The following is a 14,900-nucleotide window of genomic DNA, read 5'->3' on the forward strand; positions in this document are numbered from 1 at the left end:
GGGGAGAAGAAACAAGCGGCGCTCTCCCGGCCAGTGCCTTTGAATCATAGCGAAACTTCCGTCTCGCTCTCCTCCGAACCCTCTTCCTCCTCCCACTTTTCCGCCTTGGTCTTCGGCTTCATCAGCGGTTCCGGCTTCACCTCGCGCACCGGCTTGTTGTGCAGCATCTGCCGGCCGGCGGCGAGGCCTTCGACGGCCTGAAGCTCCAGCCGCTGCTCGTCGCGTTCGCGAATGTCGTCGGCAATCGCCAGCGCCCTTTCGCCGTCCATATCCAGCCCTTCCAGAATGCGCCTGCCGAACAGCAGGCCGGATTCCAGCGTTTCGCGGATTTCGTATTCCACGCCCTTTTTCCTGAGGTCGAGGGAATGCACGCGGTCATAGGAGCGGGCATAGATGCGCACGCTTGGAAATTCCGACTGGATCATGTCGATGATACGGTCGGTGACCTCCTTTTTATGGGTGCAGACCGCCACGAGATCGGCCCGCTCGATGCCGGCGGCGATCAGCACGTCCTTGCGGGTGCCGTCACCGAAGAAGATGCGAAAGCCGAAACGGGCGGCCTGGCGCACGCGGTCGGCCGAGCTGTCGATGACGGTCACGTCGCGCCCGCCGGCCAGAAGAATCTGCGAGGCGATCTGGCCGAAACGGGAAAAGCCGATCATCAGCACATCCGCGCCCGCGCCGTCGAAATCCTCTTCCAGCTTGTCCTCTTCCGCGTCCTCCGCCGTCAGCCGCCGCGAAATCACGGCCAGAAGCGGTGTGAGCGCCATGGAAAGCGTGACAACGGCAACGAGGATCGAGGCGGTCGCCTGCGGAAACAGCCCGGAGGCAGCAGCCGTGGTGAAGAGCACGAAACCGAATTCGCCGCCCTGCGCCAGAAGCAGCGCAATCCGGCTTGATGCATAACGCGAGGAGCCGGCGATGCGGCAGAGGCCATAGATCAGGGCAGCCTTCACCGCCATCATCGCCGGCACGGCGATCAGAATGAGGACGATGTGCTCATAAACGATATGGATGTGCAGCGACATGCCGACGGCCATGAAGAACAGCGCCAGAAACAGGCCGCGAAACGGCTCGATATCGGCCTCCAGCTCGTGGCGATAGGAAGATTCCGACAGCATCAGCCCCGCAAGCAGCGCACCCATGCCCATGGAAAGCCCGACCATCTCCATGATGGCGGCAGCACCGATGACGACAAAAAGGGCGGCCGCGATCATCACTTCACGCGCACCCGTGCGGGCGATGATCTGGAACATCGGCGTGAGCAGGTAACGCCCGGCCAGCACCATGCCCGCCACAGCAACGACGGAGGCGACGAGATCGTATACCATCGAATCCGTCGGCACATCCGGGCGGTTGGAAAGAATGGTGACGAGGGCGAGAAGCGGCACGATGGCAAGGTCCTGAAACAGCAGGATAGAGAAGGACCGGTTGCCGTGCCGCGTGTTCATGTCGCCGTCATCGGAAAGGATTTGCAGCGCAAAGGCGGTGGAGGAAAGCGCAAGACCGAAACCCGCAACCACGCTTCCCCGCCAGTCGATCAGCCCCGCCCACCATGCAACGGCCGCCAGCACGCTGCCGGTCACCAGCACCTGTGCCAGCCCGAGGCCTAAAATATCGCGCCGCATCTGCCAGATGCGTGAAGGCTTGAGTTCAAGGCCGATGATGAAGAGCAGGAAAACGACGCCCAGTTCCGAGACGTTGAAGATGTCCTTCGCATCCGTGACCAGATGCAGGAACGGGCCGATGATGATGCCGGCGACCAGATAACCGAGCACGGTGCCAAGCCCGAGCTTGCGGAAAACGGAGGCCGCAATGACCGCGCCGGCCAGAAGCAGCAATGGTTCGGAAAAGAGAGCGTCGTGCTCGGTCATGCGGGCGGACTTTCGAATAGGGTGGCGACAAAACCGTCCGAATGGAGAAAGCGGCGTTTCGCCCTTGATGCGGGGTTGCTGGCACAATAAATGGAACAGGAATGAAAGGCCAACTCATGTCCTCAGAAATAGATTCTTCCAAACTTCTCGATCGCGCCAGCGAACTTGTCGATCTTGCCCGTGCCGCCGGCGCGGATGAGGCGGATGCCGTTGTCGTCCGCTCCCGCTCGCAGTCGGTCGGCGTGCGGCTCGGCAAGGTGGAAAGCACCGAATCCTCCGAAAGTGACGATTTTTCCCTGCGCGTCTTCGTTGGCCGCCGGGTGGCGAGCGTTTCGGCCAATCCCGGCTTTGACCTGAAGACGCTGGCGGAACGGGCCGTCGCCATGGCCAAGGTCTCGCCGGAAGATCCCTTTGCCTGCCTGGCGGACAAGGAGCGGCTTGCGACGTCCTACGACGATCTCGAGCTTTTCGATGCGACCGAAGTCTCGGCCGATCAGCTGCGTGAGGCAGCCCTTGCGTCGGAAGAGGCAGCGCTTGCGGTCAAGGGCGTCAGCAATTCCTCCGGCGCCGGCGCATCAAGCGGCATGGGCGGCCTGGTGCTTGCTACGTCACATGGTTTTTCCGGCAGCTATATGGGCAGCCGTTTCAGCCGCTCCGTCAGCGTCATCGCCGGCGAAGGCACCAAGATGGAGCGCGACTACGATTTCGACAGCCGCCTCTATTATGCCGATCTCGATGCGGCCGAGGAAATCGGTCGCCGCGCCGGTGAAAAAGTGGTGCGGCGTGTCGGCCCGCGTCAGGTCGATACCGGCAGCAACATCACGGTGGTTTTCGATCCACGCATCGCCCGCGGTTTCGTCGGCGCGATCGCCGGCGCGATCAACGGTGCTTCGGTCGCCCGCAAGACCAGCTTCCTGCGCGATAAAATGGGTCAGCAGGTTCTGAAAAAGGGTCTTTATCTCACCGACGACCCGCAGATCGTGCGCGGCCCGTCCTCGCGTCCCTTCGATGGCGAGGGTGTTCGCGGCGAGAAGATGACGATGATCGAGGACGGGGTGCTGAAGCACTGGTTCCTCTCCACCTCGGCGGCGCGCGAACTTGGCCTTGAAACCAACGGTCGCGGCGTGCGCGGCGGCACGGCGGTTTCGCCGGCTTCTACCAATCTCGCGCTGGAGCCGGGCGATCTCTCGCCGGAGGACTTGCTGAGGCAGGTCGGAACCGGCTTTTACGTCACCGAGCTGATCGGCCACGGCGCCAACATGATCACGGGTGAGTATAGCTGCGGCGCCAGCGGTTTCTGGATCGAGAATGGCGAAAAGACCTTCGCGGTTTCCGAGGTCACCATCGCCTCAAACCTGAAGGACATGTTCATGCGGGTCACGCCGGCCAATGATATTGACCGCAAATACGGCGTCGCGGCCCCGACGCTTGCCATTGAAGGCATGACGATCGCGGGCAAGTGAGGCGGCCTGCGGGTTGTTTTCGCCGGCGCTTTATGTGCAAGTGCGAAGAGAAAAACGGGCGCGCCGTTTGAGGCGCGCGGAAAAGACGGCAAAATGAACGATATGGCTGAGGCCCGCTGGGCCTCCGATCTGAGGCTGGTCCTTGAAGCCGCCCGCAAGGCGGGCGAGACGGCCCTCGGTTTCTTCCGCAAGGATCCCGAGGTCTGGTGGAAAAATGGCGGGCTTTCGCCGGTCAGCGCGGCCGACTACGCCGCCAATGAAATCCTCGAAACCATCCTGCGCTCCGCCCGGCCGGATTATGGCTGGCTTTCCGAAGAGACGGATGACGATACCGACAGGCTGTCCCGTTCCACCGTCTTCGTCGTTGACCCCATTGACGGCACCCGCGCCTTCATCGGCGGGCGGGATACATGGTGCGTCAGCGTTGCGGTGGTGCATGAGGGCCGGCCGGTGGTCGCGGCGCTCGTCGCACCGGCGCTTGCCGAGGAGTTTACCGCATTTGAAGGCGGTGAAGCTCTGAAGAACGGGTCGCCCGTTTTTGCCGCGCGCGAAAATGCCGGCATCTTCCATCTGGCGGCGCCCGAAGACGTGATCACGCATCTGCCGGAAGGGGTGCGGGGCGGCGTCAAGCGCATTCCGCACGTGCCCTCTCTCGCCTACAGGCTGGCGATGGTGGCGGATGGCCGCATTGATGGAACGCTGGTCAAGGCCAACTCGCACGAGTGGGATCTGGCCGCCGCTGACCTCATTCTGGAGAAGGCGGGCGGTCGTCTGGTCGGGCTTGATGGAAAACCTCTGATGTATAATCGCCGGCAGGTTAACCACCCCGCATTGTGCGCTGCAGCAGATTATGCGCTGCCTGCACTTTTGAAAGCGTTTTCACATCTGTCTGACAGTTGACGTTTGCCGGGAAATCCCGCAGATGAAGGCCTCTCTCAGCGTTTAAGAAAGAGACTAAGACATGACGGAATCTGGCAAACCGAAACAGCTGCTGCACCTCGTCTTCGGCGGCGAACTTGAAAACCTTCAGGATGTTCAGTTCCGGGATTTGAACGCGCTCGATATCGTCGGCATCTATCCGGACTATGCTTCCGCGCTGACCGCATGGAAGTCCAAGGCGCAAATGACTGTTGATAACGCCCATATGCGTTATTTTATCGTGCATATGCACCGTCTTCTCAATCCGGACGATAAAATTTGAGTCCTTTTGCCCTTGCGTTGTAATACTATTGGGTGAGAGCGAGCTTTCCCGTGATTCCTGCGCGAGCGGCGCAGGCCGGGAATGCCGGAGCGAGAAAATGTGATCGCGCTTTCGTTTCCGATGACAAAAAATGACGCAATTTGAGAAGAAGTAGGCGGCGATAACAACCAGAACAGGGGCAGGGCATTGCGCGGAATGATCAAGGGCAGAATGTCATGAGCAGCCGTCTCGCACGTTTCGCTCTTTCCGGTTACCGCATTGCCGGTATCGCCGCTTACCCGTTCGCCAAGCCCTATCTTTCCTATCGGGCAGCGAAGGGTAAAGAAGACAAGCGCCGCCGGCTCGAACGTTTCGGTTATGCGAGCGCCGAGCGCCCGCGCGGGCCGCTCGTCTGGTTCCATGCCGCAAGTGTCGGTGAAACGCTCGCCCTCATCCCGCTGATCCGTGAAATCCGCAAGCGCGATATCTTCGTGCTTCTGACCACCGGCACCGTCACGTCGGCCGAGTTGACCCGCACCCGGCTTGGCGATGACGTGATCCACCAATATGTGCCGCTCGACATCAAGATCGCGGTCAATCGCTTCCTCACCTATTGGGCGCCGGATGCCGCCATAACGGCGGAATCGGAAATCTGGCCGGTGACGATGATGGAGCTGGAGCGCCGGCACATTCCGCAGATCCGTGTCAATGCGCGTCTCTCCGACCGTTCCTTTGACCGCTGGAAAGCCCGGCATGATATTGCGGAATCGCTGTTTTCCAAGCTGGCGCTGGTGGTTGCGCAGTCCGATCTCGATGCCGAACGTTTCCGCGATCTCGGCTCATGGCCGGTGGTGATTTCGGGCAATCTCAAGGGCGATACCGACCCGCCGCCCTGTGACGAGGCGCTTTTGGAGCACTATCGCAAGCAGGTCGGCAATCGCAAGACATGGGCCGCCATCTCCACCTTCGACGGCGAGGAGAAGGCTGCCGCCACCGTTCATGCGGCGATCAAGTCGCGCAACGGCCAACTGACCATCATCGTGCCGCGCCATCCCGAGCGCGGCGATGATGTGGAAGCCATGCTGAAAGGCATGGGGCTTACCGTGGCGCGTCGCAGCCGCAATGACGTGATCACGCCGGAAACCGATATTTTCCTTGGCGATTCCATCGGTGAAATGGGGCTTTACCTGCGGCTGACCGAACTTGCCTTCGTCGGCCGGTCACTGACGGCCGAAGGCGGGCAGAACCCGCTGGAGCCGGCGATGCTCGGCTGCGCCGTCCTGTCAGGCGCGCATGTGCAGAATTTCCGCGAAGCCTATCAGAAGCTGATCCGCGCCGGCGGCGGGCGTATCATCCGCGATGTCGAGATGTTGGCCAAGGCGGTGCATTACCTCTTGGTCAATGACAATGAGCGTTACAAGATGATCGATGCCGGCAACCGGGTCATTCAGGATATGCGCGGCGCTCTTTCTTCCACCGTCAAGGCGCTGGAGCCCTATATCAACCCGCTCACCGTTTCCGCCAAGCTGCAACCGCGGAGCGCCATCGGTTCATGGTAGCGGATATCGAACTCAACGCGGCGCAATCGATCGCCGCAGTCCTTTTCGACAAGGACGGAACGCTTTTAGGCTATGACGCCAGCTGGGGACCGGTGAACCGCGAACTTGCGGCCATCGCGGCCAATGGCGATCCCGTTCTCGCTGACCGGCTTCTCTCCGCATGCGGCATGGACCCCGTTACCGGTCATGTGGTGCCGGACAGCCTGCTGGCCGCCGGCAACACGGCGGAAATCGCCGCCGGTCTGGTTGCCGCCGGCTCGCCCTGCGATGTCGGGGAGCTGACGGCGCGCCTCGACCGGTTGTTTACCGAGGCTGCGGATAAATCCGTGCCTGTGACCGATCTCAAGGCATTTTTCGCAAGGCTGAAGGCGCGGGGCTACAAGCTCGGCATCGCCTCCAGCGACAATGAAAACTCCATCCGCCAGACCGCCATCCGCTTCGGTTTCGAAAACGACGTCGATTTCGTCGCGGGATACGACAGCGGTTACGGCACCAAGCCGCAGCCCGGCATGGTGCTGGGCTTCTGCGAGGCGATCGGCTTTCCACCCGAACGCGTGGCTGTTGTCGGCGACAATAACCACGATCTGCATATGGCGAAAAATGCCGGTGCCGGTCTGCGGATCGCCGTTCTGACCGGAACAGGCTCGCGCGAAAGCCTTGGCGCGGATGCCGATTATTGTTTCGATGACATTACCGCACTCGAAGCGCTTTTGCCGGAACGGGCTCTCTGAACCCGGTGGGGTTTTCGCCGGGTCCGGTGTCGCCCCGTGGAACCGTCTAATCCATTTTTGCAATTTACGGTTTTTTCTGGCAAACAACCTCCTGACATGTGACAGGCGAACGGAATGCCGTGGGCGACGCGGCCGGGAGCGGGAATAGATGGTTTCTGAAGCGCCGCCGTTCTGGTGGCAGAAAGCGGGCTGGCAGGCGTGGCTCCTGTCACCTTTCTCGCTTCTTTACGGCAAGGTTGCCGGCCGGCGGATGCGAACGGCAAAAAGGGCAAGCGTTTCCGTTCCGGTCATCTGCATCGGCAACTTCACCGTGGGCGGCGCTGGCAAGACGCCGACGGCGATGGCAATTGCGAGAGCCGCCGTCGCAAAAGGCCTGAAACCCGGATTTCTCAGCCGCGGTTATGGCGGCACGCTTGACGTTACCACCCTTGTCGATCCCGGACAGCACCGCTCCGCCGATGTCGGCGACGAGCCGCTGCTTCTGGCGCGCGAGGCGATCACGGTCATTTCCCGCAAACGGGTGGAAGGTGCGCACCGGCTGGTGAAGGAAGGCGTCGATCTCATCATCATGGATGATGGTTTCCAGAGCGCGCGCCTGACGCTGGATTATGCGCTTGTTGTCATCGATACGATGCGCGGCATCGGCAACGGTCATCTCGTGCCGGGCGGTCCGGTAAGAGCGCCGCTTGCCGAACAGATGCGGCACATGACCGGACTCCTGAAGGTCGGCAACGGCCATGCGGCCGACGCGCTGGTCAGGCAGGCGGCAAAGGCTGCCAAACCCGTCTTCGTTGCGGCGATCACGCCGCAGGAGCCGCAGGATTTCAGGGGAAGGCGCGTGCTGGCCTATGCGGGCATCGCCGATCCGGCCAAGTTTTATCGAACCGTCGAGGCACTGGGCGGCGACATCGTGCTGCAGCGCTCTTTCCCGGATCACCATCACTTCAGCGATGACGAGATCGCCGATCTTCTGCAGGACGCCGGTAAGCAAAATTTGCAGCTGGTTACGACGGCCAAGGATGCGGTGCGGCTCAACGGCCACCACGGCCGGGCGGAAGAATTATTGTGGAACAGCCTGGTGATCGAAATCGACATGGTGTTCGACGACCCCAACGCCGCCGCGACGATCATCGATACGGCGGTGGGAAACTGCCGCGCGCGTTTGCTGCGGGAAAATGCACGGACGTCGATTTAAGCTTTTTCCGAATGTAAGCCGCCCGCCACCTTACCTCTCCCCATTCCTGTGCTTGTCACAGGAATCCAGCCGACACGCGTCTGCGTGGCGGGAAGAGCCTTGTCAGCCCAAGGACTTGGGCTGGCTGGACCCCTGTGACGAGCACAGGGATGATGGTGGAGAGTTGAGCAGTCTCAGCGTGAAAAGAAGCGTTCTCACGCATGGCTCTTTATGGGCGTGCTTCCGCGCCCTTATGCGGGCAAATTACCAGCCTTCTTTTCGGCCTCCAGCGAAGCCGCCGCATCCACATAGGCTTCCTGCCTCGCTACGCTCCAGTAGCGCAGCTCATCAACCGGGATTGTCTTGCCTGTCGTGGCGCAGATGACATGCGAGCCGGTCTGGACGATGCGGAAGTCACCGTCGAGATATTCGATGACGGCGAGGCGGTTGCCGCCTCCTTCAAATCTGTTCATCCGTTTTCGTCTCCTGCTCTGTCCTGTCAGGGCACCCAGTCCGAAACGGCGTAGCGTTTTCCTGAACAATGCGGATGCTCCAGTATCCTGAATTTATATAGGCCGGCGCGGCGCAAGGCCAGCCCCGCCTGCTTGCGGCTGGATGAAGGCGTCAGCTGCGGCCGAAGAGCCGTTCTATATCGGAAAGTTTCAGTTCGATATAGGTCGGACGGCCATGATTGCACTGGCCCGAGCCCGGCGTGTTTTCCATCTGCCGCAGAAGCGCGTTCATCTCTTCCGGCCGCATGCGCCGGCCGGAGCGCACCGAGCCGTGGCAGGCCATGGTGGCCGCGACATATTCCAGCTTGTTGGCAAGCGTGGAGGCGGCGTCCCATTCGGCGATCTCGTCGGCGAGCTGACGCACCAGCCCCTGCACATTGACTTCGCCCAGCATGGCGGGCGTTTCCCGGACGGCGACCGCGCCCGGTCCGAAACGTTCGATGACGAGCCCCAGCGCATCGAACCCGGCGGCGTGATCCATCAACCGGTCGCAATCCTCTTCCGGCAAATCGATGATTTCAGGGATGAGCAGCACCTGCGACGGCGGACGCCGGGAATGCAGGGCATTGCGCATTTCCTCGAACACCAGCCGCTCATGCGCGGCATGCTGGTCGACGATGACAAGGCCGTTTTCCGTCTGCGCGATGATGTAGTTCTCGTGCAGCTGCGCCCGCGCAGCTCCGAGCGGGTAAAGCACGGGTTCCGGCGAGGGGCTCGCGGCGGTCTCGTAAATCTCCCGAGGCTCGGTCCGCGCCGTCGGCATGGTGATATCGGAAAAGCGCGACTGCACCGCCTCGGCAAATTGCATGTCCCCGGAAACCGCAAGCGGTCGCGAAGGCGAGGTGGCGGCGGACCATGGCGCGGCGGCTGCCATGGAAGGCGAGGGTCGAAGGCCGGAGGGGCTGTAGCCGGGGCGGAAGGCGTTCATCATCTGGCTCGCACCCGTCGTTGCGGCCCTGTCGCCGTCGCGCGTCAGCGCCTGCCGGATCGCGCCGACAATCAGCCCGCGAATGAGGCCGGGATCGCGAAAACGCACGTCGGATTTCGCCGGATGCACGTTCACATCCACAAAGGCGGGGTCGAGCGTGATGGACAGCACCGCGACCGGATACCGCCCATGCGGCACGGTTTCGGCATAAGCGCCGCGAATGGCGGATAAAAGCAGTTTGTCCTGCACCGGGCGGCCGTTGACGAAGACATATTGATGCGCCGAGTTGCCGCGATTGAAGGTCGGAACACCGGCAAAACCGGAGAGCGTCACGTCCTCGCGCCCGGCATCGATCTCGATGGCGTTGTCCTTGAACTCGGCGCCCAGAATCTGCGCCATGCGGGCCAGATGATCATCGCCGGTCGAAGGAATTTCGAGCGTCGAACGGTCCGTGCCTGATAACACGAAACGGATATGCGGGAAGGCGATCGCCATGCGCTTGACGACTTCGGTGATCGCGGCCGCCTCGGCCCGTTCCGTCTTCAGGAATTTCAGCCGCGCTGGGGTGGCGAAAAACAGGTCGCGCACCTCGACGATTGTACCGGCATTCGAGGCGGCGGGCCGGACATCGGACACCTTGCCGCCGGTGACGGATATCACCGAACCCTGTTCAGCGCCCTGTTGCCGGCTGGTAATCGTCAGCTTGGCGACGGAGCCGATGGAGGGCAGCGCCTCGCCGCGAAACCCGAGCGTGCGGATATCATCCAGCGTATCGGAAATTTTCGAGGTGCAGTGACGCCTGACCGCAAGCTCCAGATCGGCAGGTGACATGCCGGAACCGTTATCGGTAATCCGCACCAGTCCCTTGCCGCCGCCCGCCGTGGCGATCTCGATCCGGGTCGCGCCCGCGTCGATGGCGTTTTCCACCAGTTCCTTCGTGGCGCTCGAGGGTCTTTCGATGACCTCACCGGCGGCGATCTGGTTGATAAGGGTTTCTGAAAGCTGCTTGATGGCCATGATTGTCATTTTCGCGGATTCGCTACGGCTTCGAAAGCAAAAAACTCGGGCTACGGAAATTTGCACATGTTTTACGGTCCCTTGGGCATTTGATCATTTCCGTCAACATGGCGCTAAGCGTTAATCCGCCTTTAATCGGCCTTGATTATGGTGAGGCGGCTTGAAATGACCGCAGGAACGGGGGCCGCCTTCGCCGGGTGGCGTGTGACGTCGACTATGGGTGAGCGTCATCTTCCCCTCAAGACTGCTTCAAGTTGCAAACCCTGATGTCTCTTTTGCGGAATTTTTCGTTTCATCCCGGCATTTGCCCTGGACGATTCCACTAGAAACATAAGCCTGACCCCTGAAAAACAGGCGGGAGTTTGCAGTTGAGTGATTTGGCGTCCTCTGGCGCGGGCGTTCATACGGTGATGCTTGATGCCCTTTGCGACGCGCTTGGCGCGGCGATCGTCGTTTACGACCGTAATGATCACATTATTTTCGCAAGCCGGAAACTCCTCAGCTTTTTCCCGCTGGAAGAGGCCGTCATCGGCCCGGGCGCGCGGCTGCGGGACTATCTGAGCGCACTATATGATTGTTATCTGCTTGAGGCGGAAAGCCTTTCCGCCAATGCCCGCCCGCTCGGCCGGGAGGAATGGATCGGCGAGCGGCTGGCGCTGCACTGGAAGGAAAGATCGGAAAAAACCGAACGGCTGAAGGGAGAGCGCTTCCTGCGCTTCGTCATGAACCGCCTGCCGTCCGGCCTCGGCATCAGCGTGGTTGCCGATATTTCCGAACAGAAGAAACGTGAAGAGCAATGGCGCATCGATCTCGAGCGCGTGCAGCTCATCGAGGATATTCTCGACAATCTGCCATTTCCCGTCTTCGTCAAGGATCGGAACATGGCCTATGCCGCTGTCAACAAATCCGCCTGCGCCCTTGTTGAGACAAGTCCCGAGAGCATTCTTGGCCGGACCGTTTTCGATCTCCACTCGCGCAAGGTTGCCGGACGGATCGATATCGCCGATCGTATGGTGCTGGATAGCGGCACGCCGACTGTCATCCCCGAAAGGGTGCGGCGTCTTAGTGGCGAAGAGGTGCTGACCATCACCCGCAAGCAGCGTGTGGGCAGGCCCGGCCGGTATTTCCTGGTGACGACGATGGAGGACGTGACCGCTCTTGCCACCATCGATGCCAATGGCATGCCCGTCATTCCCTCGCTCGAACATGTTCCTTTCGTGGCCTCCATCTATGGCAAGGACGAGGAAACGGACAATCGCGGCGGGGTTTTAAAGAGCAAGGCGGTGCTGGTCGTCTCTGAAAACGGGCGTTTTGCGGAAGCCGCCGGTCGTCTTTTGACCGCGGGTGGCATGGACCATGCAGCGGTGACGAGCGAGGACGAGCAGCGTGCATTCATCGATGTTGCTGCTTCCGCCGGTGTGAGCATCGATGTGGTCGTTGTCGACGCCCAGATGAGCGTTGCGTGCCTCGATATTGCCGCCGCGCATGATCTGCCCGTCGTTACCATCGAGGAAGAGGAGATAGACGCTTCCCTGCTGCATTATCTTGCCGCCGGGTTGAAATCCTCCCCGAAGGAGAAAGCCGCTGACGAGGACTGGGAGATCATGACGGAGGATCTGCCTGAAATACTCAAGACCGGCGGCGTCTGCGAGATACTTCTCGTCGAGGACAACAGGGTCAACCAGATCGTCTTTTCGCAGATACTCGAAGGCCTGGGGCTTTCCTGGCGGCTCGCCACCTCGGGCGAGGAGGCGCTGCGCCTCTTCGCCGAACAGCCGCCTTCCGCCGTCCTGCTCGACACGACGCTGGGCGATATCGACGGCTTCGAGGTCGCCCGACGCATGCGCGGCCTGGGCGGCGAGAAACACATTCCCATCGTCGGCGTCATCACCCACGCATTCGAGGGCGATCTCGACAAGTGCCAAGCCTCCGGCATGGACGACATGCTGCTGAAACCCGTCAGCCCTGACATGGTCGAGGCGGTTTTCCTGCGGCTTTTCGGCAAGGACGCCCTGCGGCTGCAGGCCTGAAATAGCCATTGCCGGGAGGCTATGGCTTTTTTAATACTTGCCCTGCATTGTGAGCGCGGTCGACACAGGATTCACGAGATGCAGGAATGAAACGGGCAGAGCCGCAATCGTTGCAGGTCAGCCAGAACGAGTTGCAGGCGATGGCCTACAGCGACCCGCTGACGGGGCTCGGCAACCGCTACCGTCTGCGGGACAAGATTCGCATGCTTGCCAGCGAGCGCTCCAGCGATCCCGCTCCCTTCACGGTCGGCATTGCCAATATAGACGGCTTCAAACCCATCAACGATCTTTTCGGCGTGCAGGCGGGCGATGAAATCCTCTGCCAGGTCGCGCACCGGCTGAAGGCCTGCATTCCCGATGGCGCGGTCGTGACGCGTCATGACGGTGACGAATTCGCCTTCGTGCTGCCGCTGGTGTTCGAGCGCACCGGAGCGGAGCGCATCGGTAACATGATCAAGGACGTGCTTTCCGCCCCTTATGATCTCGGCGACCGCAACGTCCGGCTTTCTTCCTCCTTCGGTTTCGCCATCTATCCCTTCGCCGGCGATGAATTCGAGGATTTGCTGAAAAGCGCCGAGACGGCGCTCTACCGGTCCAAGAGACGTGGCCGCGGCCAGATCACGGTTTATTCGCGCGAGATCGCGCAGGAGATGAAGCGCGCCACGCAGCTGGAACAGGCGCTCAGAAACGCCATCATTACAGATGCCATCGATGTGCATTTCCAGCCCATCGTCAGGCTGGAAGAGGCGAAGGTCATCGGTTTCGAGGCGCTGGCTCGCTGGAACGATCCGGACCTCGGTTTCGTATCGCCCGCCGTTTTTGTGCCGCTCGCCGAAGAGCGCGGTTTCATCGATGCGCTGTCGGAAGCGCTGCTTAGAAAGGCGGCGGAAGCGGCCCTGTTCTGGCCGCGTGAACTCTTTCTGTCCTTCAATCTCTCTTCCGCGCAATTGATGGACCCCAGCACGGCGGACAATATTCTGTCCATCCTCTCGCGTGTCGGCCTCGATCCGCATCGGCTGGAGCTTGAAATCACCGAAACGGCCGTCATGACGTCTGCCGATACCGCGCAGCGCATCATCAGCGAGTTGCAGAGCGCCGGCGTTCGCATTTCGCTTGACGATTTCGGAACCGGCCAGTCCAGCCTCGGCCGCCTGCGGGATTTCACCTTCGACAAGGTGAAGATCGACCGCGCCTTCGTGTCGCGCATCAGCAGCGACCGCCCTTCCGAACATATCATCAAGGCCATCGTCGCCATGTGCGAAGGGCTCGATCTTGAAGTTGTGGCCGAGGGAATAGAAGAACGGGCGGAAGAGGAAAAGCTGCGTGCGCTCGGCTGCGCCATGGGGCAGGGGTACTTCTACGGCCGCCCCGCTGATGCTGCGGCGACCCAGCGATATCTGCACGAGAATTATCGCGAGATATTGTCGGATATTTCCTGAGACAGAGCGGTCTGGCCGCGGCTGCAAGGCGGCGGACGCAATCTCCAACTTCCCTCATTCCTGTGACAAGCACAGGAATGAGGAGAGTGCGGTGTGTGCCGCGTCTCAGAGCCTGTAAAGCGGCTCGAACCGGCCCTTGACCTCAACCCCAAGCTCGAACGTCAACCCATGCTGCGGATTGGCGGCAAGGGCGTCGTCATCAAGATGTTCGCGCGCCGAGGTGACGAGAAGGCGCGATGCGTCGGGGCCGATGAAGGCCGGGCAGGTCGTCTGTTTGCCGGGTACTTCATATCGGGCGATGTGGTTGCCGTCCGTATCGTAACGATCCACCGCACCCTCGCCCCAGCGGGCGTTCCAGATATGTCCTTCGGCATCGCAGACGGATCCGTCCACGCCGCCTTTGACGCCAGTGGAATCGATGAAGACTTCCGCCTTGCCGGAGGGCAGGCCGGTCCCGGCGTCAAGCGGCACCCGCATCAGTTTGTTCACCTTGGTATCGACGTAATATCCCGTCGCGCCATCGGGCGAGAAGCAGATCGAATTCGGAATGCTGATCTCGGCAAATAGCTTCGTCACGGTGCCTTTGGAAACATGGTAGATGCTGCCCGCGCCGATTTCCGCCTTGCGGCCCATGGTGCCGATCCACAGCGCGCCGGACGGGTGCATGCGCCCGTCATTGGAGCGGTTGCCGGGCAGGTCCTTTTCCAGCTCGGCATGCAGGGTCAGCACGCCGGTGGCCGTATCACGCAGGAAAAGCCCGTCATCGGAGGCGATCAGCTGCCTGCTGTCGCTGACCTTGGCGAGCGCGCTGCCCATGAAGGGCAGGGCGTGCACGGTCTTGCGGCCGGAGGCGAGATGCAGCTCGTGCAGTTCCCGCTCGAGAATATTGAACCACCAGGCGGTGCCGGTCGCAGGGTCGAAGGTCGGGCCTTCGCCGAGCAGCATCGGCGTCTCGTCCAGAACACGTCCGGCAAAGGGAAAAACAGTCGCCAA

Annotated in this window: 12 protein-coding genes; 8 read left to right on the forward strand and 4 right to left on the reverse strand. The window is 61.3% G+C overall.

Annotated elements, in window-relative coordinates; translation table 11 throughout:
* Nucleotides 1–44 precede the first annotated feature (44 nt).
* Nucleotides 45–1,874 (reverse strand): monovalent cation:proton antiporter-2 (CPA2) family protein, encoded by a 1,830-nt coding sequence (locus tag CFB10_RS11565; RefSeq protein ID WP_020010540.1) that lies wholly within the window; start codon nt 1,872–1,874, stop codon nt 45–47.
* A 116-nt stretch (nt 1,875–1,990) separates the two neighbouring features.
* Between CFB10_RS11565 and CFB10_RS11570 the strand changes: the two genes are divergently transcribed.
* From CFB10_RS11570 to lpxK, 6 genes are all read left to right on the forward strand, one after another.
* Nucleotides 1,991–3,337 (forward strand): TldD/PmbA family protein, encoded by a 1,347-nt coding sequence (locus CFB10_RS11570; RefSeq protein ID WP_026363681.1) that lies wholly within the window; start codon nt 1,991–1,993, stop codon nt 3,335–3,337.
* A gap of 93 nt (nt 3,338–3,430) precedes the next feature.
* On the forward strand, nt 3,431–4,237 hold the full coding sequence (locus tag CFB10_RS11575; RefSeq protein ID WP_020010542.1) for a 3'(2'),5'-bisphosphate nucleotidase CysQ: 807 nt from the start codon (nt 3,431–3,433) through the stop codon (nt 4,235–4,237).
* A 61-nt stretch (nt 4,238–4,298) separates the two neighbouring features.
* Nucleotides 4,299–4,538: a DUF4170 domain-containing protein gene (locus CFB10_RS11580; protein WP_003503155.1), complete on the forward strand. Its 240-nt coding sequence runs from the start codon at nt 4,299–4,301 to the stop codon at nt 4,536–4,538.
* 215 nt (nt 4,539–4,753) lie between these two features.
* The gene (gene waaA, locus CFB10_RS11585; RefSeq protein ID WP_020010543.1) at nt 4,754–6,076 is read left to right on the forward strand and encodes a lipid IV(A) 3-deoxy-D-manno-octulosonic acid transferase; all 1,323 of its coding nucleotides are present in this window, start codon (nt 4,754–4,756) and stop codon (nt 6,074–6,076) included.
* Nucleotides 6,070–6,807: an HAD family hydrolase gene (locus CFB10_RS11590; protein WP_020010544.1), complete on the forward strand. Its 738-nt coding sequence runs from the start codon at nt 6,070–6,072 to the stop codon at nt 6,805–6,807. The genes waaA and CFB10_RS11590 overlap by 7 nt, the downstream gene beginning before the upstream one ends.
* Before the next feature lie 148 nt (nt 6,808–6,955).
* A complete protein-coding gene (gene lpxK / locus CFB10_RS11595) occupies nt 6,956–8,002 on the forward strand; it encodes a tetraacyldisaccharide 4'-kinase (protein WP_020010545.1) in 1,047 nt (348 codons plus the stop codon).
* Nucleotides 8,003–8,232: 230 nt separating this feature from the next.
* Here the strand turns inward: lpxK and CFB10_RS11605 are convergent, their stop codons facing one another.
* Together CFB10_RS11605 and mutL are read right to left on the reverse strand one after the other, a co-directional pair.
* On the reverse strand, nt 8,233–8,454 hold the full coding sequence (locus CFB10_RS11605; RefSeq protein ID WP_020010546.1) for a DUF2093 domain-containing protein: 222 nt from the start codon (nt 8,452–8,454) through the stop codon (nt 8,233–8,235).
* Between the two features lie 151 nt (nt 8,455–8,605).
* A complete protein-coding gene (gene mutL, locus CFB10_RS11610; protein WP_026363682.1) occupies nt 8,606–10,438 on the reverse strand; it encodes a DNA mismatch repair endonuclease MutL in 1,833 nt (610 codons plus the stop codon).
* A gap of 410 nt (nt 10,439–10,848) precedes the next feature.
* On the opposite strand from mutL, the gene CFB10_RS11615 reads away from it, so the two are divergent.
* The gene (locus CFB10_RS11615; RefSeq protein ID WP_020010548.1) at nt 10,849–12,468 is read left to right on the forward strand and encodes a response regulator; all 1,620 of its coding nucleotides are present in this window, start codon (nt 10,849–10,851) and stop codon (nt 12,466–12,468) included.
* 86 nt (nt 12,469–12,554) lie between these two features.
* Nucleotides 12,555–13,907, forward strand: a complete 1,353-nt coding sequence (locus CFB10_RS11620) for a bifunctional diguanylate cyclase/phosphodiesterase (protein WP_003503140.1) — start codon at nt 12,555–12,557, stop codon at nt 13,905–13,907.
* A gap of 105 nt (nt 13,908–14,012) precedes the next feature.
* Here CFB10_RS11620 and CFB10_RS11625 read toward each other — a convergent pair whose 3' ends face one another.
* Nucleotides 14,013–14,900: an SMP-30/gluconolactonase/LRE family protein gene (locus CFB10_RS11625; protein WP_020010549.1), complete on the reverse strand. Its 888-nt coding sequence runs from the start codon at nt 14,898–14,900 to the stop codon at nt 14,013–14,015.

This window comes from Agrobacterium sp. 719_389 (assembly GCF_900188475.1).
Classification (GTDB): Bacteria; Pseudomonadota; Alphaproteobacteria; order Rhizobiales; family Rhizobiaceae; genus Agrobacterium; species Agrobacterium radiobacter.

Excerpts from the sequence above, each read along its gene's own strand:
- CFB10_RS11605 (WP_020010546.1), bottom strand. The coding sequence starts at position 8,454 with ATGAACAGATTTGAAGGAGGCGGCAACCGCCTCGCCGTCATCGAATAT.
- CFB10_RS11570 (WP_026363681.1), top strand. The coding sequence starts at position 1,991 with ATGTCCTCAGAAATAGATTCTTCCAAACTTCTCGATCGCGCCAGCGAA.
- lpxK (WP_020010545.1), top strand. The coding sequence starts at position 6,956 with ATGGTTTCTGAAGCGCCGCCGTTCTGGTGGCAGAAAGCGGGCTGGCAG.
- CFB10_RS11565 (WP_020010540.1), bottom strand. The coding sequence starts at position 1,874 with ATGACCGAGCACGACGCTCTCTTTTCCGAACCATTGCTGCTTCTGGCC.
- CFB10_RS11575 (WP_020010542.1), top strand. The coding sequence starts at position 3,431 with ATGAACGATATGGCTGAGGCCCGCTGGGCCTCCGATCTGAGGCTGGTC.
- CFB10_RS11615 (WP_020010548.1), top strand. The coding sequence starts at position 10,849 with ATGCTTGATGCCCTTTGCGACGCGCTTGGCGCGGCGATCGTCGTTTAC.
- CFB10_RS11580 (WP_003503155.1), top strand. The coding sequence starts at position 4,299 with ATGACGGAATCTGGCAAACCGAAACAGCTGCTGCACCTCGTCTTCGGC.
- CFB10_RS11590 (WP_020010544.1), top strand. The coding sequence starts at position 6,070 with ATGGTAGCGGATATCGAACTCAACGCGGCGCAATCGATCGCCGCAGTC.
- waaA (WP_020010543.1), top strand. The coding sequence starts at position 4,754 with ATGAGCAGCCGTCTCGCACGTTTCGCTCTTTCCGGTTACCGCATTGCC.
- CFB10_RS11620 (WP_003503140.1), top strand. The coding sequence starts at position 12,555 with ATGAAACGGGCAGAGCCGCAATCGTTGCAGGTCAGCCAGAACGAGTTG.
- mutL (WP_026363682.1), bottom strand. The coding sequence starts at position 10,438 with ATGGCCATCAAGCAGCTTTCAGAAACCCTTATCAACCAGATCGCCGCC.